The 19,270-nt window shown below is 66.2% G+C and carries 21 protein-coding genes and 1 other RNA gene; 7 read left to right on the top strand and 15 right to left on the bottom strand.

Annotated elements, in window-relative coordinates; translation table 11 throughout:
- Both Q9Q95_RS18290 and Q9Q95_RS18285 read right to left on the bottom strand, forming a co-directional pair.
- On the bottom strand, positions 1 to 507 hold the full coding sequence (locus Q9Q95_RS18290; RefSeq protein WP_306098591.1) for a phage tail protein: 507 nt from the start codon (positions 505 to 507) through the stop codon (positions 1 to 3).
- Between the two features lie 101 nt (positions 508 to 608).
- Positions 609 to 1,937: a S9 family peptidase gene (locus tag Q9Q95_RS18285; RefSeq protein WP_306098590.1), complete on the bottom strand. Its 1,329-nt coding sequence runs from the start codon at positions 1,935 to 1,937 to the stop codon at positions 609 to 611.
- Positions 1,938 to 2,054: 117 nt separating this feature from the next.
- Here Q9Q95_RS18285 and Q9Q95_RS18280 point away from each other — a divergent pair, with 117 nt between their 5' ends.
- The 5 genes from Q9Q95_RS18280 to Q9Q95_RS18260 all read left to right on the top strand — a co-directional run bounded on the left by Q9Q95_RS18280 (position 2,055) and on the right by Q9Q95_RS18260 (position 6,511).
- A complete protein-coding gene (locus tag Q9Q95_RS18280) occupies positions 2,055 to 3,683 on the top strand; it encodes a M28 family peptidase (protein ID WP_306098589.1) in 1,629 nt (542 codons plus the stop codon).
- Between the two features lie 9 nt (positions 3,684 to 3,692).
- The gene (locus tag Q9Q95_RS18275; RefSeq protein ID WP_306098588.1) at positions 3,693 to 4,667 is read left to right on the top strand and encodes an agmatine deiminase family protein; all 975 of its coding nucleotides are present in this window, start codon (positions 3,693 to 3,695) and stop codon (positions 4,665 to 4,667) included.
- A gap of 7 nt (positions 4,668 to 4,674) precedes the next feature.
- Positions 4,675 to 5,523, top strand: coding sequence for an N-carbamoylputrescine amidase (gene aguB, locus Q9Q95_RS18270; RefSeq protein ID WP_306098587.1), 849 nt, complete (start codon positions 4,675 to 4,677; stop codon positions 5,521 to 5,523).
- 145 nt (positions 5,524 to 5,668) lie between these two features.
- Entirely contained in the window at positions 5,669 to 6,133 is a 465-nt protein-coding gene (folK, locus tag Q9Q95_RS18265; RefSeq protein WP_306098586.1) for a 2-amino-4-hydroxy-6-hydroxymethyldihydropteridine diphosphokinase, read from the top strand.
- A gap of 48 nt (positions 6,134 to 6,181) precedes the next feature.
- The gene (locus Q9Q95_RS18260; RefSeq protein WP_306098585.1) at positions 6,182 to 6,511 is read left to right on the top strand and encodes a DUF1905 domain-containing protein; all 330 of its coding nucleotides are present in this window, start codon (positions 6,182 to 6,184) and stop codon (positions 6,509 to 6,511) included.
- Between the two features lie 10 nt (positions 6,512 to 6,521).
- Here Q9Q95_RS18260 and Q9Q95_RS18255 read toward each other — a convergent pair whose 3' ends face one another.
- The 4 genes from Q9Q95_RS18255 to Q9Q95_RS18240 form a co-directional block, all read right to left on the bottom strand.
- Positions 6,522 to 7,049, bottom strand: coding sequence for an NUDIX hydrolase (locus tag Q9Q95_RS18255; protein ID WP_306098584.1), 528 nt, complete (start codon positions 7,047 to 7,049; stop codon positions 6,522 to 6,524).
- Between the two features lie 10 nt (positions 7,050 to 7,059).
- A complete protein-coding gene (locus Q9Q95_RS18250; RefSeq protein ID WP_306098583.1) occupies positions 7,060 to 7,728 on the bottom strand; it encodes a TPM domain-containing protein in 669 nt (222 codons plus the stop codon).
- Positions 7,728 to 8,597, bottom strand: a complete 870-nt coding sequence (locus tag Q9Q95_RS18245) for a YgcG family protein (RefSeq protein ID WP_306098582.1) — start codon at positions 8,595 to 8,597, stop codon at positions 7,728 to 7,730. Before Q9Q95_RS18245 ends, Q9Q95_RS18250 begins: the two co-directional genes overlap by 1 nt.
- 70 nt (positions 8,598 to 8,667) lie before the next feature.
- Positions 8,668 to 9,249 (bottom strand): LemA family protein, encoded by a 582-nt coding sequence (locus Q9Q95_RS18240; protein ID WP_306098748.1) that lies wholly within the window; start codon positions 9,247 to 9,249, stop codon positions 8,668 to 8,670.
- Positions 9,250 to 9,364: 115 nt separating this feature from the next.
- Between Q9Q95_RS18240 and mscL the strand changes: the two genes are divergently transcribed.
- Positions 9,365 to 9,808, top strand: coding sequence for a large conductance mechanosensitive channel protein MscL (mscL, locus tag Q9Q95_RS18235; protein WP_306098581.1), 444 nt, complete (start codon positions 9,365 to 9,367; stop codon positions 9,806 to 9,808).
- On the opposite strand, the gene Q9Q95_RS18230 is transcribed toward mscL, so the two are convergent.
- Complete coding sequence (locus Q9Q95_RS18230; protein WP_306098580.1) at positions 9,805 to 10,236, bottom strand: Rrf2 family transcriptional regulator; 432 nt, start codon at positions 10,234 to 10,236, stop codon at positions 9,805 to 9,807. The genes mscL and Q9Q95_RS18230 overlap by 4 nt on opposite strands.
- A 59-nt stretch (positions 10,237 to 10,295) precedes the next feature.
- Here Q9Q95_RS18230 and ssrA point away from each other — a divergent pair.
- Positions 10,296 to 10,680, top strand: a transfer-messenger RNA (tmRNA) gene (gene ssrA, locus Q9Q95_RS18225).
- A 475-nt stretch (positions 10,681 to 11,155) separates the two neighbouring features.
- Here ssrA and Q9Q95_RS18220 read toward each other — a convergent pair.
- The 8 genes from Q9Q95_RS18220 to infB form a co-directional block, all read right to left on the bottom strand.
- The gene (locus tag Q9Q95_RS18220) at positions 11,156 to 11,740 is read right to left on the bottom strand and encodes an outer membrane protein (protein WP_306098579.1); all 585 of its coding nucleotides are present in this window, start codon (positions 11,738 to 11,740) and stop codon (positions 11,156 to 11,158) included.
- A 210-nt stretch (positions 11,741 to 11,950) separates the two neighbouring features.
- Positions 11,951 to 14,302: a polyribonucleotide nucleotidyltransferase gene (pnp, locus tag Q9Q95_RS18215; protein WP_306098578.1), complete on the bottom strand. Its 2,352-nt coding sequence runs from the start codon at positions 14,300 to 14,302 to the stop codon at positions 11,951 to 11,953.
- Positions 14,303 to 14,459: 157 nt separating this feature from the next.
- A complete protein-coding gene (gene rpsO, locus Q9Q95_RS18210; protein WP_306098577.1) occupies positions 14,460 to 14,729 on the bottom strand; it encodes a 30S ribosomal protein S15 in 270 nt (89 codons plus the stop codon).
- A 24-nt stretch (positions 14,730 to 14,753) separates the two neighbouring features.
- The gene (truB, locus tag Q9Q95_RS18205) at positions 14,754 to 15,752 is read right to left on the bottom strand and encodes a tRNA pseudouridine(55) synthase TruB (protein WP_306098576.1); all 999 of its coding nucleotides are present in this window, start codon (positions 15,750 to 15,752) and stop codon (positions 14,754 to 14,756) included.
- 4 nt (positions 15,753 to 15,756) lie between these two features.
- Entirely contained in the window at positions 15,757 to 16,341 is a 585-nt protein-coding gene (locus Q9Q95_RS18200; RefSeq protein WP_306098575.1) for a thymidine kinase, read from the bottom strand.
- A 31-nt stretch (positions 16,342 to 16,372) separates the two neighbouring features.
- The gene (rbfA, locus tag Q9Q95_RS18195) at positions 16,373 to 16,768 is read right to left on the bottom strand and encodes a 30S ribosome-binding factor RbfA (RefSeq protein ID WP_306098574.1); all 396 of its coding nucleotides are present in this window, start codon (positions 16,766 to 16,768) and stop codon (positions 16,373 to 16,375) included.
- On the bottom strand, positions 16,765 to 17,190 hold the full coding sequence (locus Q9Q95_RS18190; protein WP_306098573.1) for a PaaI family thioesterase: 426 nt from the start codon (positions 17,188 to 17,190) through the stop codon (positions 16,765 to 16,767). Before Q9Q95_RS18190 ends, rbfA begins: the two co-directional genes overlap by 4 nt.
- A gap of 105 nt (positions 17,191 to 17,295) precedes the next feature.
- A partial coding sequence (gene infB, locus Q9Q95_RS18185) for a translation initiation factor IF-2 (protein WP_306098572.1) occupies positions 17,296 to 19,270 on the bottom strand: 1,975 nt, incomplete at its 5' end.

Here is a 19,270-nt window from a genome sequence, read left to right as displayed (position 1 = left end):
TCAGTTGGGCGAGGGGAAGATGCCTTGTAGGGCGATGCACCAGGACAAGGTCAGGAACGGCTGCATGTTGAGATGGGCCTGGCTGCCGCCGACACTGGTCACCGAAGTCGGCGCGCATGCGGTCAGCGCCGCCGCCCCCGTATAGAAATCGTTCGGAGCGGTCGCCGAGAGAAGCATGGTGGCGTTTGGAATGTTGGTGGTCGCAGCCGCCGCCGTCCCTTGCAGCACGTGCGTGTGCTGGGGCATTTCCGCGATCGAGAGCGTGTGCGCCTGCTCGCCGCCCTTCTCGCCGAGCGTGTGTCCGTTGCCGACGTGCATCGGCGTGCGTCCGCGCAGGTCGGGCAGCGCGAAATTGACCCGGCCGTCACCACCAAAAGTGGTGCCGAGCAACGAGAACAGTGCCTGATTCTGGTTGATCGGCAGCAGCTGGCCGTTGCACAACGCCCAACCTTTCGGCGCGAAGACAAAGGAAAATACCCTAAGCTCCGACAAAAACGGCTCAGCCATGCCTGAATCCCCCCCGTTGACGCACAGCTTACTCGCGAAACGAACTTGGGCAAGTCTTATTCTTCATTGCCAGTCGGCGGCGCCCGTAATTGGGACGCAAGTCAATGTTCTTTCCCGGAAAGATGGCCCGCCGCGAATGCGATGAAGACCGGCCAGTTGTCGCGGTTGTTGTGCCCGCCCCTGTGCTGACGGAAGCCGATATTGCCCGCCGTCACCGCGGTCAGCACTTCGGGGAATGCCGTCGCGTCCAGTCCCGGGCGCCCGAGCAGCGGCCAGACCGGCGAGGCCGCGGCCGCGGCGAGGAAGCTGCCCTTGGGATCGACCCAGCCGTCGCCGGTCTGAACCGTACCCGCGCCGATGAAGATCGGGCGCGGCGCGGCGAGCGCGATCAGCATGTGCGCGTCGATCGGCAAAGCGTCCGGAGACAGCAGGCCGGCATATCTGAGGAAATTGCCGGCGAACCAATGATATTCGCCACTCGCCGCCAGATTGCCGATCCGCTCGCCGAAATCGCGCCGATAGAGCGCTGCGCCGCCGGCGCCCGACGAGCCGATGAAGCCGATCGCGAAGCGCCGGTCATAGGCCATGGCGACGAGCGCCGCCTTGCCATAACGCGACAGGCCCTCGATGCCGACTCGCTTCGAATCTACCCGCGGATCGCGCGCGAGGACGTCGAGGGCGCGGCTCGCGCCCCACGCCCAGGCGCGCAGCACGCCCCAATCGCCGGGCGCGCGGCGGCGGCCCCGCAAGGAGATGCCGATCACGCCGTCGCCGAGCCCACCGCCATTGTCCGCCTGAACCGAATTGGCGACCAGCACTGCATAGCCGAAGCCGCGCCGGAGCAATTGCTCGGTGTAAGGCGGCCCGGGATCGGGCGCGCGCGGCGGACCGGGGAAGCGGAAGCCTTCGGGAAATCCGAAGGAGAGGATCAGCGGGGCGCGGCGCGGGCCAACCGGGACGGTGTAGCGCAACGCGATCTCGGCTTTGGCGGCCGGCCATGCCCGGTTGTCGGCGACGCCGGTCAGCCAGCGCCTGACCACTTCGATGCCGGCTTCCTCGGCGCGCTCCTCCCGGTCGATGCGCCAGCGGATCGCCGGCGCGGCCGCCGGAACCCGGCCATAGACCTCGCGATCGAACAGCGCGACGATCTCGGGTCGTCGCTGCCGCCACCACATTGCCGCGCCGGCGACCCGCCGACCGTCGCGCATGCGCAATACCTCCGGAAGCTTCGGCTCCCCGGCCCTCGCCTCGTCGTAATTTGCCGCATTGGGCGCTTTCGGGTCGAAGCCGTCCGCACCCGGCAGCGTGGCGGCGATGCCCAACCGATCGAGCATGATTCGCCGATCGGCCTCGGCGGCGCGGTAGTCGTGCTGCGCGTGCGCCGGCGCAGCGAGCATCACCAGCGCCACCAGCCCCGTCACGCGCCGCATCGACCCTCTCCCCCGAGTATCGCTACCAAGGCTGCACCGACCTGCGCATGACTGCAATGCTTGCCCGTCCCGGATGGCGCTGCCACACTCGCATCATTCCCATTCGCAGGAGTTTCCATGCGCCTCCTATCCGCCGCCGCCCTCCTCCTCACGAGCACCGCCGCAGTCGCGCAGACCGCGCCGCAGCTCTCGGTCGATACGCTCAAGCAAGTCACCGAGCGGCTTTCGTCCGACGAATTCGAAGGCCGCGCGCCGGCGACCGCGGGCGAGGAGAAGACGCTGGCCTATCTGGTCGAGCGATTCCGGAAGGCCGGGCTCAAGCCGGGGAACAAGGGCAGCTGGTTCCAGGAGGTGCCGCTGGTCGAGATCACGTCGCAGAACGTCACCCCGCTCGTCTTCAAGGGCGGCAAGACCCCGGTCAGCCTCGAATATCGCAAGGATTTGGTGGTCTCGACCTATCAGGTGACGCCGAAGATCGCGGTCGAGGACAGCGACGTGGTGTTCGTCGGCTATGGCATCAATGCGCCCGAGCGCGGCTGGAACGACTATGCCGGGACGGACGTGAAGGGGAAGACCGTGGTCATCCTGATCAACGACCCCGATTGGCAGACACAGGGGCTGCAGGGCGAGTTCGGCGGGCGGGCGATGACCTATTATGGCCGCTGGACCTACAAATATGAGGAAGCCGCGCGGCAGGGCGCTGCGGCGGCGATCATCGTCCACGACACCGAGCCCGCCGCTTATGGCTGGGGCGTGGTGCAATCGTCGTGGACCGGGCCGCAGCTCGAGCAGGACACGCCGGGCGATCATATGGACCAGTCCAAAGCGATCGGCTGGATCCAGCAGGACGGCGCCAGGGCGCTCTTCGCCAGCGCCGGCAAGGACTATGCCGCGTTGATCGAGGCGGCGAAGCACAAGGGCTTCAAGGCGGTTCCACTCGGCGTGACGGCGAGCATATCGTTCGACAACGCGATCCGGCGCCAGGCGTCGAAGAACGTCATCGGCATATTGCCCGGCAGCGAACGGCCCGACGAAGTCGTGCTCTATTCGGCGCATTGGGACCATCTCGGTCGCTGCGACGCCGTGAACGGCGACGACATCTGCAACGGCGCGCTCGACAATGCCTCGGGCACCGCCGGACTGGTCGCACTCGCCGAGGCGCATGTGAAGGCGGGGCCGGCGAAACGCAGCCTCGTCTTCCTCGCCGTGACGGCCGAGGAATCGGGGCTGCTCGGCTCGAAATTCTACGCCGAGAACCCGGTCTATCCGCTCGCCAGCACGGTGGGCGGGGTCAATATGGACGGAGTCAACAATGTCGGCCGCGCGAAGGATTTCGTGCTGGTCGGGGTCGGCAAGTCGGAGCTCGAGGATCTGGTGAAGCCGTTCGTGACGGCGCAGGATCGGGTGATCGTTCCCGAACCCACCCCCGAGCGCGGCTATTATTATCGCTCCGACCATTTCAGCATGGCCAAGCTCGGCGTGCCGATGCTGTATGGCGAGAGCGGCGAGGATCTGCGCGTCGGCGGCAAGGCGGCGGGCAAGAAGGCGTCGGACGACTATACCGCCAACCGCTATCACAAGCCGCAGGACCAATATGATCCGAGCTGGAACTGGGACGGCGCCCTCGAGGATCTGGGCATCTTCTACGGCCTCGGCCGCCAGCTCGCCGAAGGATCGAACTGGCCCAATTGGTATCCGACCGCCGAATTCCGCGCAGTCCGAGACAAGAGCCGCGCGGGGAAGTAATAGCGCGGCATGATTCTGCCTCCTCCCCCCGAATGGGCGCCGCATGAAGCCGTGTGGATCGGCTTTCCGAGCCATGCCGAACTGTGGCTCGAAGACCTCGAACCGGCGCGGGAGGAGGTGGCCGCCTTCGCCCGCGCGGTGCATGCCGGCGGGCGCGGCGAGACGGTGATCCTCGTCGCCGCCGATACCGAGGCGGCGGGCGCCGCCGAGCGCATCGTCGGCGATTCGGCGCAGGTGGTGGTCGAGCCGTTCGGCGACATCTGGCTGCGCGATACCGGCCCGATCATGGACGGCGGCGGCCGCGCGCACGATTTCCGCTTCAACGGCTGGGGCGGGAAATACGATCTCGCGGGCGATTCGGACGTCGGGGCGCGGCTCGCGCGCAACCGGAAGCTGACGGTCGAGGCGCATGACTGGATCCTCGAAGGCGGCGCGATCGACGGCGACGGCACCGGACGGTGCGTCACCACCGAGCAATGCCTGCTCAACCCCAATCGCAATCCCAATCTGACCAGGGCCGATGTCGAAGCCCTGCTCGAAACCAGTCTTGGCTATTCGCGGGTGCTGTGGCTCGGCGACGGGCTGCTCAACGACCATACCGACGGTCATGTCGACAATCTCGCGCGTTTCGTCGGCGAGAACCGCCTGCTGATCCCCGAAGCCACCGACAACGACCCCAATTGGCGCGTCTATCAGGATGCCGCGCAGCGCGCCGCGCGCTTCGGCGTCGAGGTGGTCCGCTTCCCTTCGCCGGGCCGGGTGCTGAGCCCCGAGGAGGAGATCATCCCGGCGAGCTATATGAACTTCTATATCGGCAACGCTGCGGTGGTCGTGCCCGTCTATGGCCAGGAGAATGACGACGCGGCGGTCGCCGCGCTGGAGGCGCTTTTCCCGGGCCGGCAGGTTGTCGGCCAGCGCGCCGACCATATCTTGACCGGCGGCGGCAGCTTCCATTGCATCAGCCAGCAGCTACCGCGGCTCTGAGGAAATTATGACCGAGATCACCGTCGCGGCGCTCCAGCTCGCCTTCACCAACGATATCGACGCCAACATCAAGGCCGTGTCCGAGCTCGTCCGCGAGGCGGCGGGCAGGGGCGCGCAGGTCGTGCTGCCGCCCGAATTGTTCGAAGGCGAATATTTCTGCCGGGTCGAGGACGAGGGGCTGTTCGCCAATGCCAGGCCGGCGAACGAGCACAAGGCGGTGCTGGCAATGCAGCATCTCGCCGCCGATCTGGGCATTCACATCCCGACCAGCTTCTTCGAGGCCGACGGGCCGCATTTCTATAACAGCCTCGCGATGATCGGCCCGGACGGACGAGTCGAAGGCGTCTATCGCAAGAGCCATATCCCCGACGGCCCGGGCTATGAGGAGAAATTCTATTTCCGGCCGGGCAATACCGGGTTCAAGGTGTGGAACGGTCCGGGCGCCAAGATCGGCGTCGGGGTGTGCTGGGACCAATGGTATCCCGAGACCGCGCGCGCGATGATGCTGATGGGCGCCGAGATATTGTTCTACCCGACGGCGATCGGATCCGAGCCGCACGACGACAGCCTCGATACCGCGCGGCTGTGGCGCCGAGCGATGGTCGGGCATGCGGTGTCGAACGTCGTCCCCGTGATCGCCGCCAACCGCGTCGGCACCGAGCATGGCCAGACCTTTTACGGCACCAGCTTCATCACCGACGAGCGCGGCGACATCCTCGCCGAGCTCGACCGCGAGGAGACCGGGGTGATCACCGCGCGGCTCGACCTCGATCGGGTCAAGCGCCACCGCGCCGCGTTCGGCTTCTTCCGCGACCGGCGGCCCGAGCTTTACGGGCGGCTGGTGCAGGACGTCTAAATTGACAAAGTTCAGCGTTTCCGCGTGAATCTCGAACGAAAATCACGCGCATGGGAAACGATGTTACGCAATCGCCACTAGCTGGCTTCACCGGTTCAAAGAGCCGGCGAAGCACAGCACGGCAATTCCTATTTTGAAAGCCCGCGTGCCGACATTTCTCTACGCGATCGCATTGGGCTCCAACCGCCGGGGCCGCCACGGCAGTCCCGAAGCCGAAGTCGTCGCGGCGCTCGCCGTGTTGGGGGGCGTGCTCGCAGTCTCGCCGGTGCTGCGCACCCCGCCGCTGGGCCCGTCGAAGCGACGGTTCGCCAATGCCGTCGCGCTGATCGAGACCGAAGAGACGCCGCCGGCGTTGCTCGCGCGGCTCAAGGCGATCGAACGCGGTTTCGGCCGGCGTCGCGGACGCAATTGGGCCGCGCGGGTGATCGATCTCGACATCATCCTGTGGTCCGGGGGCATGTGGGGGACGCCGGGGCTGACGATCCCGCACGCGCGCTTCCGCGAGCGCGATTTCGTGCTGCGGCCGTTGCGCGCCGTGGCGCCCGACTGGCGCGATCCGCTGAGCGGTCTCAGCGTTCGCCAGATCGCCCACCGCCTCGCCAGGCGCTGACCCGGCGCGTCGCTTTACGCCGCGGCCGAAAGACGCCAGAGCGCTGCGATGCCCGCGCCCGACGACATGCTGACCTTCGAAGCCGAGCTCTGGCGCTGGACGCCCCAGCCCCCGGCCAAGGGCAGCTGGCATTTCGTGACGATCACCGGCGAACCGGCCGATGCGATCCGGGCGCGCGCCTTCGAGCTGCGCGCGATGGGCGCCGGCCGCGGCTTCGGGTCGGTACGGGTCGAGGCGCGCGTCAACGGGGTGGCGTTCGCTTCCTCGGCGTTCCCGCACAAGGACAGCGACGGCTATCTGCTGCCGGTAAAGGCCGAGGTCCGCCGCGCGGCCGGCGTTGCGGCGGGCGAGCGGGTGGAAGTCGCGATCCGCGCCTGAGGTTCGCCCGTCAGGACCGGGCGAGCAGCGTCCCGCCGAGCAGAAGCAGCAATTTGACGTCGATCGCCAAGCCCTCCGCGCGCTTCTGCGCGACGAAGCCGGGCAGATCACTGCGCGGCACGCGGTGCACGACGATGTCCTCGTCGGCGGTGCCGCCGCCCTCGCTTACCTTGGTCAGCCCGGTGGCGCGGACCAGAGTGAAGCCTTCGCTGACCATGCCCGGCGAGGAATGGAAATAGCCGAGATCCTCGACATGGCCGCAATGATAGCCGGTTTCCTCCGCGAGCTCGCGGCGGGCGGCGTCGAGCGCGGTATCGCCGTCATGCTCGTCGCCGATCAGCCCGGCGGGAAGCTCGAGACAGCGCTTGCCGAGCGGGACTCGATACTGATCGACGAGCAGGACATGATCCTGATCGTCGATCGCGACGATCGCCGCGGCCTGGATGTCGCGGGCGCGCGACACATATTCCCATTTGCCCTGCCGCTTCGCGACAATCCACTTGCCCTGCCAGGCGATCTCTGTCGGTTCGTCCGTCATGCGGACGTCCCTAGAGTTCGATCAGCCGATCGGGAAGCTCGTTCGTGTCGCCTTCGCTGCGCGGGAAATGCGCGGCGAGCACCGTGCCGATCTGCGCGACGGCTTCGGCTAGCCCGTCGCCGGGGCGGCCCTGCTTCACCGCGGCGATCAGCACCGCCATCGCTTCGCCCCACACGTCGGCCGAGACTTTGGAGTGGATCGATTCGTCGGCGATGATCTCGGCGCGATGCTCGGCGAGGCTGAGATAGAGCAAAACCCCGGTGGACGCTTTGGTGCGCTTCTCGGCAGCGGTGCGGAACAGCGCCAGCGCGCGGGCATGAACCCGCCGCGTCTTGGTCGCGCCCGGAGTCAGCGCCATCCGCAGCGCATCGAGCGCGAGGACCACCCGCGCCACGAGGAAGGTGAGTGCCATCAGGACCAGGGCGAAGGTGAGATACCAGCGCGGCGGAGTTTCCGACCACGCATCGATCAGCAGGGCATGGAGCCATTCGACCGGCGCCGGCTGCCACGCCAGCAGCGCCAGCACCAACAGCATCGCCAGCACCGTCCAGTGGAGCGCGACGTCGTGATAGGCATCCGAACGGCCGGCGACGACGGTGACGATCTCGCCATCGGTCGACAGCTCGGCTGCGGAGACCGCAGCGGTGACCCGTGCATGATCGGCTTCGGTCAATCGCATCACCAGCTCCCCGAGGCGCCACCGCCCCCGAACGATCCACCGCCGCCGGAGAAGCCGCCGCCGCCACCGCCGCCCCAGCCTCCGCCGTCACCGCCACCGCCACCCCAGCCTGACGACCCGCCCGAGCTGCGGCCGATCTCGTTGGCGATGCTCCACAGGATGATCGGCAGCGCGCCGCCGTCGTCGCGCCGATAGGCGCGGGCACCCCAAGGTCCTTTGCGCCGCCGGCCGCCGAACCCGCGCGCGAACATCGGCAGCAGGACGAAGACGAAGATGATTCCCCAGAAGATCAGGCCCCAGGGAAGCCCGCCATTGTTGTTCGCCCGGCGTGGGCGCTGCTGGACCTGCTTGTCGGCGGTCGCTTTGGCGCGCGCCTCGGCGGCTTCGAGCGGAAGCCTCATCTGCGCGCCGATCGCCTGCGCGCCGGCGACGATCCCGCCGGACATGTCGCCCGCCTTGAAGCGCGGGAGGATCGTTTCCTGGATGATGCTGCTCGACATCGCGTCGGTCATGATCGGCTCGAGCCCGTAGCCGACCTCGATCCGCACCTTGCGTTCCTTGGGCGCGACGATGAGGAGGATGCCGTTATTGGCGTCCTTCTGCCCGATCCCCCATGCCCGGCCGAGCTGGTAGCCATAATCGGCGATGTCATAGCCCTGCAGATCGGGAATGGTGGCGACGACGAACTGGCGGGTGCTCGCCTTGTCGATGTCCTCCGCAAGGGTCGTGATCTCGGCCTTTTGCGCCGCGTTCAGCAGATTCGCCGCGTCGACCACAGGTTCGCGGTCGCGCTTGGGAAAATTGGGCTGTGCCTGCGCCGCGAGTGGCACGAGCAGGAGCAGGGCCAGCAGAAACCGTAAGATACCCATCACCTGCTCTCACGAAAATGGGGATCGCGGCCGACGATGCCGCCGGCCGCGCAAGCAACGCGCCGAAGGATCAGCTGCCGTTCCCGAAATCGACCGTCGGCGCCTTGTCGGCGCCGGCCTGGGCCTGAAACGGCGTCATCGGCTTGGAGCCGTAGAAGATCTTGGCGCCGACCGCGTCGGGGAAGGTGCGGATGCGGGTGTTATACGCCTGCACGGCCGTGTTGTAGTCGCGGATCGAGATCGCGATGCGATTCTCGGTGCCCTCGAGCTGATCCATCAGCGTCTTGAAATTGCCTTGGCTCTGGAGCTGCGGATAGGCCTCCTGCAGCCGCTGCAGCGACAGCGACAGGCCGTTCTGCGCCCGGTTGAACGCCGAGACCTTGGCCGGATCGGTGAGATCGTCGCCGCTCACCTGGATCTGAGTCGCCTGCGCGCGAGCGCTGACCACGTCGTTGAGGATCTTGCCCTCGGAGCCCGCGGCGCCTTTCACGGTGGCGACGAGATTGGGAATCAGATCGGCGCGGCGCTGATAATTGGTCTGGACGTCGGCCCAGCGCGCCTTGGCGTTCTCCTCGGCAGTGGGCACGCTGTTGAGCCCGCAGGCGGAGAGCAGAACGGCGCCGGCGAGGGCGAATGCGGCACGAAACTTGATCACGTGATCCTCCGGATCTTGGTCGAGGAGTGTCTTATACGATGGCAACACTGGAGCCTGAAAGCGAAATCGGACATGGTCGACGCCGAACGACCAGAGCAGGAGGTTTGTGCCCATGTGGAAGGAATTCAGGACCTTCATCGCCCGCGGCAATGTGCTCGATCTCGCGGTCGGCGTGATCATCGGCGCCGCGTTCGGCACGATCACCAAATCGCTGACCGACGATCTGATCATGCCGGTGGTGGGCTGGCTGTTCGGCGGGTTCGATTTCTCGAGCTATTTCGTCCGGCTGGGCGAGATTCCGGCGGAGTATAAGGGGTCGCTGACCGATTATGCGGCGCTCAAGGCCGCCGGCGTGCCCTTGTTCGGCTTCGGCCAGTTCGTCACGGTGGTGATCAATTTCCTGATCCTCGCCTTCATGATCTTCCTGCTGGTGCGCTTCGCCAACCGGGTGCTGCGGCATGAAGATCCTGCGCCCGCCGATGCGCCCGAGCCCGCCGACATCGCCTTGCTGCGCGAGATTCGCGACGAACTGAAGAGCCGCAACGGCGCTGCCTAAGCAGCGGCGAGTTCCTCCGCGACGGCATCGGCGAGGCTGGTGCCGTCGAGGATGCGCGCGGTCTCGTCGCGCACCCGCGCCATCGCGTGGCGGATCGCGCAGCTGGCTTCGTCCTTGCAATCGTTGCACGGGCGATAGGCGGTCCGGCTGACGCAGGGGACGAGCGCGAGCGGGCCTTCGATCACCCGGATGATCTCGCCCAGCGAGATCAGGTGCGGCGGCCGGGCGAGGCGATAGCCGCCCATCTTGCCGCGAGTGGACAGCAGGAACCCCGCCTCGCGCAGATCGGCGAGGATCAATTCGAGGAACTTGCGCGGTACGTTGGCCTCGGCGGCGATGCGGTTCATCGGCACGGGACCGGTAGCAGCCTGCTGCTGGGTGAGGAAAAGCATCGCGCGAAGCGCGTAGCGGGACCGCTGCGTCAACATGATGCACTCTCCATGCCAAGTGATCGGGCTGGTGGAAAGGCCCTTAACGGTCCCAACCTGACCTTTTCATTAAGCGATGGGCGTCCTATATGGGTTTTGCCGGCCTCGGCCGGCTATGGGGATAAACGAAGGCGTGCAATAGGCGCAGCGGACCCGGGGGCAGTACCCGGCGGCTCCACCACAAGTGGTGGTGTATCTGGACACCGTTTCTGACGGGGCCGAACCAGGATCGACGTGTGTTGAAAAGCGCTATCTATCTCTCAGCGTGGGCCACTGTGACGGTCCATTACACAAGTGCCAACGATAACGAAGCACTCGCTATTGCGGCCTGACCCAACGGCCTAACGGCCCAAGGTTAGACTAAAATGCGCGGTTGGACCGCACCGGGCAACAGAAGCGGATTCCAGCGGTACGGGGGACACCGGGCAACAGAAGTCCCCCACTTTCCCGGTCGATCGCGCGAGCACCGGTGCGCGTAAAGGAAGACCGGACGGCGATCAGGGAATCGCCGCCCGGCCAAGACCCCGGAAAGCAACGCCCTCGGAACCTCGCCGATCGCTATAGTCGCAGGTCGACAACGGATCGCTAGCGCGACCTTCCGGGAAAATGCCGTACGGGTTCACCGCATTCGCGCACGAGGCGCAGCCGCGGCGGTGCTGGCTTCGGGCGCGTTTCGGGCGCACGGCAGCCCTCCGGCCCGGCCGGAGGTAGCTCGTCGCGCGCGAGCATGCGCACGAGGCGCTTCAGCGAACACATGGATCCCACCCCTTTGCGACCTTTGCGGCACAGCGCGGATGGGCCGCGCGCGTTCCGCCGCATTCGCGGTTAATGCGGCGAGGGGTGAGGAGGACGCGGTCGTCCCGAAAGAAAAAGGGGCCCGGTTTCCCGGACCCCTCCCGACGCAAGCCGGTCGATCCGCTCAGAAGCGGAAACCGACGCCCCCGACGACCTGACGGCGCTGGAGGTTGAGGCCGTAGAAATCGCCATAATCGGCATAGCTGCCTTCGAGGAAGCCATAGGCATTGCGGCCGAAGCCGAACTCGAAGCCGAGCGAACCCTGGACGCCGCCTTTGCTCTCCGAGCCGCTTTCGCCCTCGGCCTCGGCCTCGATCTCGATGCTGGCATAACCGATCTTGCCATAGATCAGGCCCTTGCTGCCAACGATCGCGCCGATCCGCGCGCCGACGCTGAGATTCCCCTTCTCGCCGAGGCAGGTGCCACCATCGCACAGATCGACGCCCGAGAATTCATAATTGACGTACGGCCCGAGCACGACCTTGTCCGCGCGGATGTCGAACCCGATCTCGCCGCCATAGGACACTGCGCTGCCGATCTTGTAGACATCGTCGTCGCCGTCGACGGTGACGGTCGGCGTTTCGTAGCCGATCCGTGCCTCGACGCGCGCGCCGCTGAACTTGTGCGTCACTTCGTTCTGTTCGTCCTGCGCCGCGGCGATGCCGGGCACGCACAGGGCCGCGAACGCGACCGCCAGAAGCTTCTTCATCGATACCCCCCAAAGTGGAATGTTGCAGTGCGACCCGACTTCCACTTGCCGCCCCGCGGACACGTCCGCGATCGGCAGGCGCGCACTAATCGCAGCCGATTCAGAGGTCTATCGTTATTTTTTCAGAATTTAATGCGCCGATCAGAATGCGCCCATGCAAAAAGGGGCCCGGTTTCCCGGGCCCCTCTTGGTTCAGCATTGGGCTGAAGCTCAGTCCTTGTCGCCGGTGAGGAACGACGGCAGGCCGATATCCTCGCCGCCCTTGTCCTCGCCGCCGTCGCGCTCGCGACGCGGGCCACGGTCGCCACGGCCTTCGCCGCGCGGACCGCGATCGCCGCCGCCTTCGCGACGCGGACCGCGATCGCCGCCACGGCCACCGCGCTGACGATCGCCGCGGTCGCCGCGCGGGCCACGATCGCCGCCTTCGCGGGGCTCGCGCGCCGGACGGGTGTCCTCGAGCTCGGCGCCGGTCTCCTGATCGACGACGCGCATCGACAGGCGGACCTTGCCGCGCGGATCGATCTCGAGGACCTTGACCTTGACTTCCTGGCCTTCGCTGAGGACGTCCGAGACCTTCTCGACGCGCTCGTTGCGAATCTCCGAGACGTGGACGAGGCCGTCCTTGCCGCCCATGAAGTTCACGAACGCGCCGAAATCGACGAGATTGACGACCTTGCCGTTGTAGATCTTGCCGACCTCGGCCTCTTCGACGAGGCCCTTGATCCACTTGATCGCAGCTTCGATCTGCGCCGGATCCGACGAGCTGACCTTGATCACGCCTTCGTCGTCGATGTCTACCTTGGCGCCGGTGGTGGCGACGATCTCGCGGATCACCTTGCCGCCGGTGCCGATCACTTCGCGGATCTTCGACTTGTCGATCGTGAAGGTCTCGATACGCGGTGCGTGTGCCGACAGCTCCTCACGGGTGTGATCGAGCGCCTTGGCCATCTCGCCGAGGATGTGCGCACGGCCTTCCTTGGCCTGCATCAGCGCGGTGGTGAAGATCTCCTCGGTGATGCCGGCGATCTTGATGTCCATCTGCATCGTGGTGATGCCTTCGGACGTGCCCGCCACCTTGAAGTCCATGTCGCCGAGATGATCCTCGTCTCCGAGGATGTCGCTGAGGACCGCGAATTCCTTGCCCTCGAGGATCAGGCCCATCGCGATGCCCGAGACCGGACGCTTGATCGGCACGCCGGCGTCCATGAGCGACAGCGAGCCGCCGCAGACCGACGCCATCGACGACGAGCCGTTCGACTCGGTGATGTCGCTGGTCAGGCGGATCGTGTAGGGGAACTCTTCCTTCGACGGCAGCACCGGGTGCAGCGCACGCCATGCCAGCTTGCCATGGCCGACTTCGCGGCGCCCCGGCGCGCCGAAGCGGCCGACTTCGCCGACCGAATAAGGCGGGAAGTTATAGTGCAGCATGAAGTGCTGGTAGCTGAGGCCGCCGAGACCATCGATCATCTGCTCGGCGTCGCGGGTGCCGAGCGTGCAGGTCGCGATCGTCTGGGTCTCGCCGCGCGTGAACAATGCCGAGCCGTGCGCGCGCGGCAGGAAGTGCGCCTCCGCCTCGATCGGACGGATCTGGGTGGTCGAGCGGCCGTCGATGCGCTTGCCGGTCTTGAGGATCGCCGAACGGACGATGTCGGCCTCGAGCTTCTTCACCAGCTTGAGCGCGGCGAGATAGGCCTGGGGATCGCTTTCCTTGAGGTCGGCCATGCCGTCGCGGGCTTTGGTCCGCGCCTCGTTGATCGCGGTCTGGCGGGCCTGCTTGTCGGTCAGCTTATAGGCCGATTCGAGGTCCTTGCCGATCAGCTTCTTGAGCTTGGCCTTCACTTCGGCCTTGTCGTCCTGGACCTTGAGCTCCCAGGGCTCCTTCGCCGCCTGCTCGGCGAGCTTGATGATCGCGCCGATCACCTTCTGGCTCTCGCGATGCGCGAACATCACGGCGCCGAGCATGACCTCTTCCGAAAGCTCCCTGGCTTCGGATTCGACCATCATCACTGCGTCGTGGGTGGCGGCGACGACGAGGTCGAGCTCGCCCGCCGCGACCTGCTCGTCGGTCGGGTTGAGGATGTACTCGCCGTCCTGATAGCCGACGCGCGCCGCACCGATCGGGCCCATGAAGGGCACGCCCGACAAGGTCATCGCGGCCGAGGCGGCGACCATCGCGAGGATGTCCGGCTCGTTCTCGCCGTCATAGGAGAGGACCTGCGCGATGCAGTTGATCTCGTTGTAGAACCCTTCCGGGAACAGCGGGCGGAGCGGGCGATCGATGAGGCGGGAAACCAGCGTTTCCTTCTCGGTCGCGCCGCGCTCGCGCTTGAAGAAGCCGCCGGGGATGCGACCCGCGGCCGAGAACTTCTCCTGATAATGGACGGTCAGCGGGAAGAAGTCCTGGCCTTCCTTCACGCTCTTCGCCGCGGTCACTGCGCACAGCACCACGGTTTCGCCGAGCGTCGCGATCACCGCGCCGTCGGCCTGACGGGCAACCTTGCCCGTTTCGAGAGTCAGCGTCTTGCCGCCCCACTCGATCGATACAGTCTTCTTGTCGAACATTGGATTTCCTTCACTCCCGCTGCCCGATGCGGCGGGGGCCTATGTCCGGGCTATCCGGCCCGGGCGGTTCGGGATGGTCTTCACCCCTGCCAGAGCCGCGGGCCGGATCGCCTGCGGCTCGAATGTCAAAAGGGCGCCGCAAGGGCGCCCTTTCCGGTTATTTGCGAAGCCCGAGCTTCGCGATGAGATCTGCGTAGCGGCCCTGATCCTTCTTCTTCAGATAATCGAGAAGGCTGCGGCGCTTGTTGACCATCAGCAGCAGACCGCGGCGCGAGTGATTGTCCTTCGCGTGGGTCTTGAAGTGCTCGGTCAGGTTGGTGATGCGCTCGGTGAGGATCGCAACCTGGACTTCGGGGCTGCCGGTGTCGCCGCTCTCGCGGCCATGTTCCTTGACGAGCGCGTCCTTGCGCTCCTGCGTGATCGACATGTGTTTCGTTCCTACGACATCATCTTACAAATTGAACCCGCGGACGACCCGGACAAATCCGGCCTGAGCCTCCACCAGCGCGACCGGCACGGCGTCCAGCATCGCGAAGTATTGGCCATCCTCAACGGCGATCCCGGCCAGAACCTGCCCCCTGCGGAGCAGTCCCGCCTGGTCGGGAGCGAGGGCGAGAGCCGGGATGTCGTCCAGCCCCGCCCTCAGCGGCAGGAGATAGTGTTCAAGCGAGCGGGCCTTAGCGGCATCGGCCAATTTGTCCAGCGAAATCGCGGGATCGAGGCTGAATGGACCCGCCTTGACGCGGCGGAGCATGGTGACGTGGCCGACGGTGCCGAGGGCGAGGGCGATGTCGCGCGCGAGGCTGCGGATATAGGTGCCCTTCGAGACGTGCGCAGTGAGGGTGATCTCTTCGATTCTCTCCTCCCCTGCCAGGGGGAGCGGGACCGTCGAAGGCGGGGGAGGGGGAGGAATCACGTCGCGCACCTGCGTGCTTCCTCCCCCTCCGTCAGGCTGCGGCTGCCACCTCCCCTTGGCGGGGGAGGATAAAGTGAGTGAATGGATCGTCACGTCGCGGCTCGGCAGCACGACCTCTTCGCCGGCGCGCGCCAGATCATAAGCCCGTTCGCCGCCGATCTTGAGCGCCGAATAAGCCGGGGGCACCTGCGCGATCGGACCGGTGAAGCGCGGCAATACTGCCTCGACCCGCTCGATCGTCGGGCGAACCTCCGACGTGGCGATGACCTTGCCCTCGAGGTCGAGCGTGTCGGTCTGCGTGCCAAAGCGGATCGTGAACGCGTACACCTTGTCGCTGTCGAGCATCCGCCCGGCGAGCTTGGTCGCCTCGCCGATCGCGATCGGCAGCACCCCGGTGGCGAGCGGATCGAGCGTGCCGCCATGCCCGACCTTGAACTTGCCATAGCCGCCGTCGCGGAGCGCGCGCTTGACCGCGCTGACGCCTTGGGTCGAGCCGAGACCAAGGGGTTTGTCGAGGATGATCCAGCCGTGCATCGCTTCAGCCCGCTGCGCCGGTGCGCTGCATGAAGTGCCGCCGGCACAGCGCGACGTAGCGTTCATTGCCGCCGATCTGCTTTTGCTCGCCTTGGCGCACCGCCTTGCCGAATGCGTCGACGCGCAGGTTCATCGTCGCCTTGCGCCCGCATTCGCAGACCGACTTAATCTCGACCAGCGAATCGGCGAGCGCAAGCAGTTCGGCCGAGCCGGCGAACAGCTTTCCCTGGAAGTCGGTGCGCAGGCCATAGGCTAGCACCGGCACGTCGTCCTCGTCGCACAAGGCGGCGAGCTGGCGAACCTGTGCCGGCGAGAGAAATTGCGCCTCGTCGACCAGCACGCAGGCGAGGGGCGATTCGAAATGGGCGTCCTGCGCGATCTGCTGAAGATCGGTCTCGCCATCGAAGGGGATCGCCGTCGCGCTGATCCCCAACCGCGAATCGATCACGCCCTTGCCGCCGCGATCGTGCACGCCGGCAGTGAACAGCAACGTGCGCATGCCGCGTTCGCGATAATTGAAATCGGCCTGGAGCAGGGTGGTCGATTTGCCCGCATTCATCGAGGCGTAGTAAAAATAGAGCTTGGCCATCCGTCTCCCTTAGGGTTGCGCGGCGGCGAAGTCAGTCCTCCGATTCGCCCAGATCCCGCGCCACCTTGGGGGCGCGCAACAATTGATCGATATGGCTGCCTTCGTCGAAGCTCTCGTCGGCGAGGAATTTGAGCTTGGCGGCGTATTTCATCTTCACCCTGTGGGCGACCTCGCGCTGGAGATAGGCAGTGTTGGTCCTGAGCGCCTTGAGCACCGCTTCCTCGTCCTTGCCGAGCAGCGGTTTCACGAACACCGTGGCGTGGCGCAGATCGGGGGACATGCGGACTTCGGTGATCGAGACCATGTGGCTCGCCAGAGTCTCGTCATGGACGTCGCCGCGCTGGAGAATCTCGCTCAGGATATGGCGTACCTGCTCGCCGACGCGGAGCGTGCGAACCGAGCGTTCTTCAGATTGATTGTGCTTCATGCTTGATCCCGCCGCGCCATCGCGCCTTCCATGACACGGCCCGTGAAGGTGCCGCGGGCGACCAGGAGGCCGCCTTCGTCGAACAATTCCGCCTCGGTCACTGCGATCGTCTTGCCGAGGCTGACCACCCGTCCCTTGCCGGTGAAGCGCCCGGGACGGGCGGGCTTCAGGCAGACGACGTGGAAGTCGATCGTCGGGGCGTAGACTGCGCCGCTGGTGGCGGAGAACAATGCCGGGCCCTGCGTGTCGTCGAGCATCGCGGCGAGGAATCCGCCCTGCACCGTGCCCGCCGGATTGAGAAAGCGGTCATCGGCGACGAAGCCGGTCTCGATCGTCTGCGCCTCGATATCGACCGCCTTCACTTCCCAGCCCAGCAAGCGGGCCGAGGAGGGGACCGGGAAATCGTCGAAGATCGAAGCCAAACTCTCTCTCCCCTCCGGAAGAGGGCCGGGGAGAGGGGAAGTGCGGCGCACTCACCCCTCCTGCCCCTCTCCCAACCCTCTCCCCGGAGGAGAGAGGGCCAGTTATTACAGCGTGCGTTCGCGCAGCTCGACCTCGAAGGTTTCGAGATAGTCGCCCGACTTGATGTCGGTGAAGTTCTGCGTGAACGTGACGCCGCATTCGAGGCCTGCGCGCACTTCGGCGACATCGTCCTTGAAGCGCCGCAGCGACGCGATCTCGCCCGTATAGATGATGACGTCGTCGCGGGTGATGCGTGCCTTGAGCGCCTTGCGGATGACGCCTTCGGTGACGAGCAAACCCGCCGCCTTGCCGTGCTTGCCCGCGCTGAACACTTCCTTGATCTCGGCGCGGCCGACGACCGTCTCGAACGCTTCCGGCCCGAGCTCGCCCGCCATGCCGGCGCGGATCTCGTCGGTGAGATCGTAGATCACGTCGTAATATTTGAGCGCGACCTTGTTGCGTTCGGCGATCTCGCGCGCCTTGGCGTTGGGACGGACGTTGAAGCCGATGATCGGGGCGCCCGAAGCCGCGCCGACATTGACGTCGCTCTCGGTGATGCCGCCGACGCCCGAGTGCAGGATGCGCACCTTGATGTCGTCGGTCGAGATCTTGTTGAGCGCACCGACGATCGCCTCGACCGACCCTTGCGTGTCGGCCTTGACCACCAGCGGATATTCGATCGCCTGCTTGTCCTTGAGCGCCGAGAACATGCTCTCGAGGCTGGCGGGCGCATTGGTCGTGCGCTTCTGGAGCGCGACGCCCGAACGATATTCGGCGACTTCGCGGGCACGCGCCTCGTTCTCGACGACCTGGAGCGGATCGCCCGACATCGGCACGCCCGACAGGCCGAGGATCTCGACCGGCATCGACGGGCCGGCTTCCTTCACCTGACGGCCCTTGTCGTCGATCAGCGCGCGGACCTTGCCGCTCTCGGCGCCGACGACGAACACGTCGCCGACCTTCAGCGTGCCGCGGCTGACCAGCACGGTCGCGACCGGCCCGCGGCCCTTGTCGAGCTTGGCCTCGATCACCGAACCTTCGGCCTGACGATCGGGATTGGCCCTCAGATCGAGCAATTCGGCCTGGAGCTGAATCTTCTCGATCAGATCGTCGAGGCCGATCTTCTTGAGCGCCGAGACTTCGACGTCCTGCGTCTCGCCGCCCATCTGCTCGACCATCACCTCATGCTCGAGCAGACGCTCGCGCACGCGCTGCGGATTGGCGCTGTCGAGGTCGATCTTGTTGATCGCCACGATCATCGGCACGCCGGCCGCCTTGGTGTGATTGATCGCCTCGATCGTCTGCGGCATCAGCCCGTCATTCGCCGCCACCACCAGCACGACGATGTCGGTGACGTTGGCGCCGCGGGCGCGCATCTCGGTGAACGCTTCGTGGCCCGGCGTGTCGAGGAAGGTGATCTTCGACTTGTCCTTCAGCGTGACCTGATAGGCGCCGATATGCTGGGTGATGCCGCCGGCCTCGCCCTTGACCACGTCGGTGCCGCGCAGGGCGTCGAGCAGCGAGGTCTTGCCGTGATCGACATGGCCCATGATCGTGACGACCGGCGCGCGCGGCTGCAGCGTCTCGATGGCATCGGCCTCGGTCTCGACCAGATCGACGTCGCTCTCGCTGACGCGCAGGATATTGTGGCCGAACTCGGTGACCAGCAGTTCGGCAGTGTCCTGATCGATCGTCTGGGTGATCGTGACGGGCATGCCCATCTTGAACAATGCCTTGACCAGATCGCTGCCCTTTTCGGCCATGCGATTGGCGAGTTCCTGGACGGTGATCGCCTCGGGAACGACGACGTCGCGAACCTGCTTGGCCTGCGGCTCGCGCGAACCGCCATAGGAGCGGCGATGCTCCTTCTCACGCGCGCGCTTGAGCGCCGCGAGCGAGCGGGCACGCGCGCCGTCATCGCCGCCAAGCGCGCGATTGACGGTGAGCTTGCCGGCCTGGCGGCGATCGTCCCCCTTGCGGTCGCGCTGCTGCGGGCGCGCCGGCTCGGCGGGCCGCCGCGGCGCGAGGCCGCCGCCCGAC

Origin of the sequence: Sphingomonas sp. DG1-23, assembly GCF_030730875.1 — a bacterium.
GTDB lineage: Bacteria > Pseudomonadota > Alphaproteobacteria > Sphingomonadales > Sphingomonadaceae > Sphingomonas.
Note: the sequence above shows the minus strand (reverse complement) of the source record. Positions and strands in the feature narration are given on the sequence as shown.

Excerpts from the sequence above, each read along its gene's own strand:
- aguB (WP_306098587.1), top strand. The coding sequence starts at position 4,675 with ATGACCGAGATCACCGTCGCGGCGCTCCAGCTCGCCTTCACCAACGAT.
- Q9Q95_RS18290 (WP_306098591.1), bottom strand. The coding sequence starts at position 507 with ATGGCTGAGCCGTTTTTGTCGGAGCTTAGGGTATTTTCCTTTGTCTTC.
- Q9Q95_RS18285 (WP_306098590.1), bottom strand. The coding sequence starts at position 1,937 with ATGCGGCGCGTGACGGGGCTGGTGGCGCTGGTGATGCTCGCTGCGCCG.
- Q9Q95_RS18280 (WP_306098589.1), top strand. The coding sequence starts at position 2,055 with ATGCGCCTCCTATCCGCCGCCGCCCTCCTCCTCACGAGCACCGCCGCA.
- Q9Q95_RS18250 (WP_306098583.1), bottom strand. The coding sequence starts at position 7,728 with ATGCGATTGACCGAAGCCGATCATGCACGGGTCACCGCTGCGGTCTCC.
- Q9Q95_RS18260 (WP_306098585.1), top strand. The coding sequence starts at position 6,182 with ATGCCCGCGCCCGACGACATGCTGACCTTCGAAGCCGAGCTCTGGCGC.
- Q9Q95_RS18230 (WP_306098580.1), bottom strand. The coding sequence starts at position 10,236 with ATGTTGACGCAGCGGTCCCGCTACGCGCTTCGCGCGATGCTTTTCCTC.
- Q9Q95_RS18200 (WP_306098575.1), bottom strand. The coding sequence starts at position 16,341 with ATGGCCAAGCTCTATTTTTACTACGCCTCGATGAATGCGGGCAAATCG.
- Q9Q95_RS18255 (WP_306098584.1), bottom strand. The coding sequence starts at position 7,049 with ATGACGGACGAACCGACAGAGATCGCCTGGCAGGGCAAGTGGATTGTC.
- Q9Q95_RS18245 (WP_306098582.1), bottom strand. The coding sequence starts at position 8,597 with ATGGGTATCTTACGGTTTCTGCTGGCCCTGCTCCTGCTCGTGCCACTC.
- Q9Q95_RS18220 (WP_306098579.1), bottom strand. The coding sequence starts at position 11,740 with ATGAAGAAGCTTCTGGCGGTCGCGTTCGCGGCCCTGTGCGTGCCCGGC.
- Q9Q95_RS18275 (WP_306098588.1), top strand. The coding sequence starts at position 3,693 with ATGATTCTGCCTCCTCCCCCCGAATGGGCGCCGCATGAAGCCGTGTGG.
- rbfA (WP_306098574.1), bottom strand. The coding sequence starts at position 16,768 with ATGAAGCACAATCAATCTGAAGAACGCTCGGTTCGCACGCTCCGCGTC.
- pnp (WP_306098578.1), bottom strand. The coding sequence starts at position 14,302 with ATGTTCGACAAGAAGACTGTATCGATCGAGTGGGGCGGCAAGACGCTG.
- mscL (WP_306098581.1), top strand. The coding sequence starts at position 9,365 with ATGTGGAAGGAATTCAGGACCTTCATCGCCCGCGGCAATGTGCTCGAT.
- truB (WP_306098576.1), bottom strand. The coding sequence starts at position 15,752 with ATGCACGGCTGGATCATCCTCGACAAACCCCTTGGTCTCGGCTCGACC.
- rpsO (WP_306098577.1), bottom strand. The coding sequence starts at position 14,729 with ATGTCGATCACGCAGGAGCGCAAGGACGCGCTCGTCAAGGAACATGGC.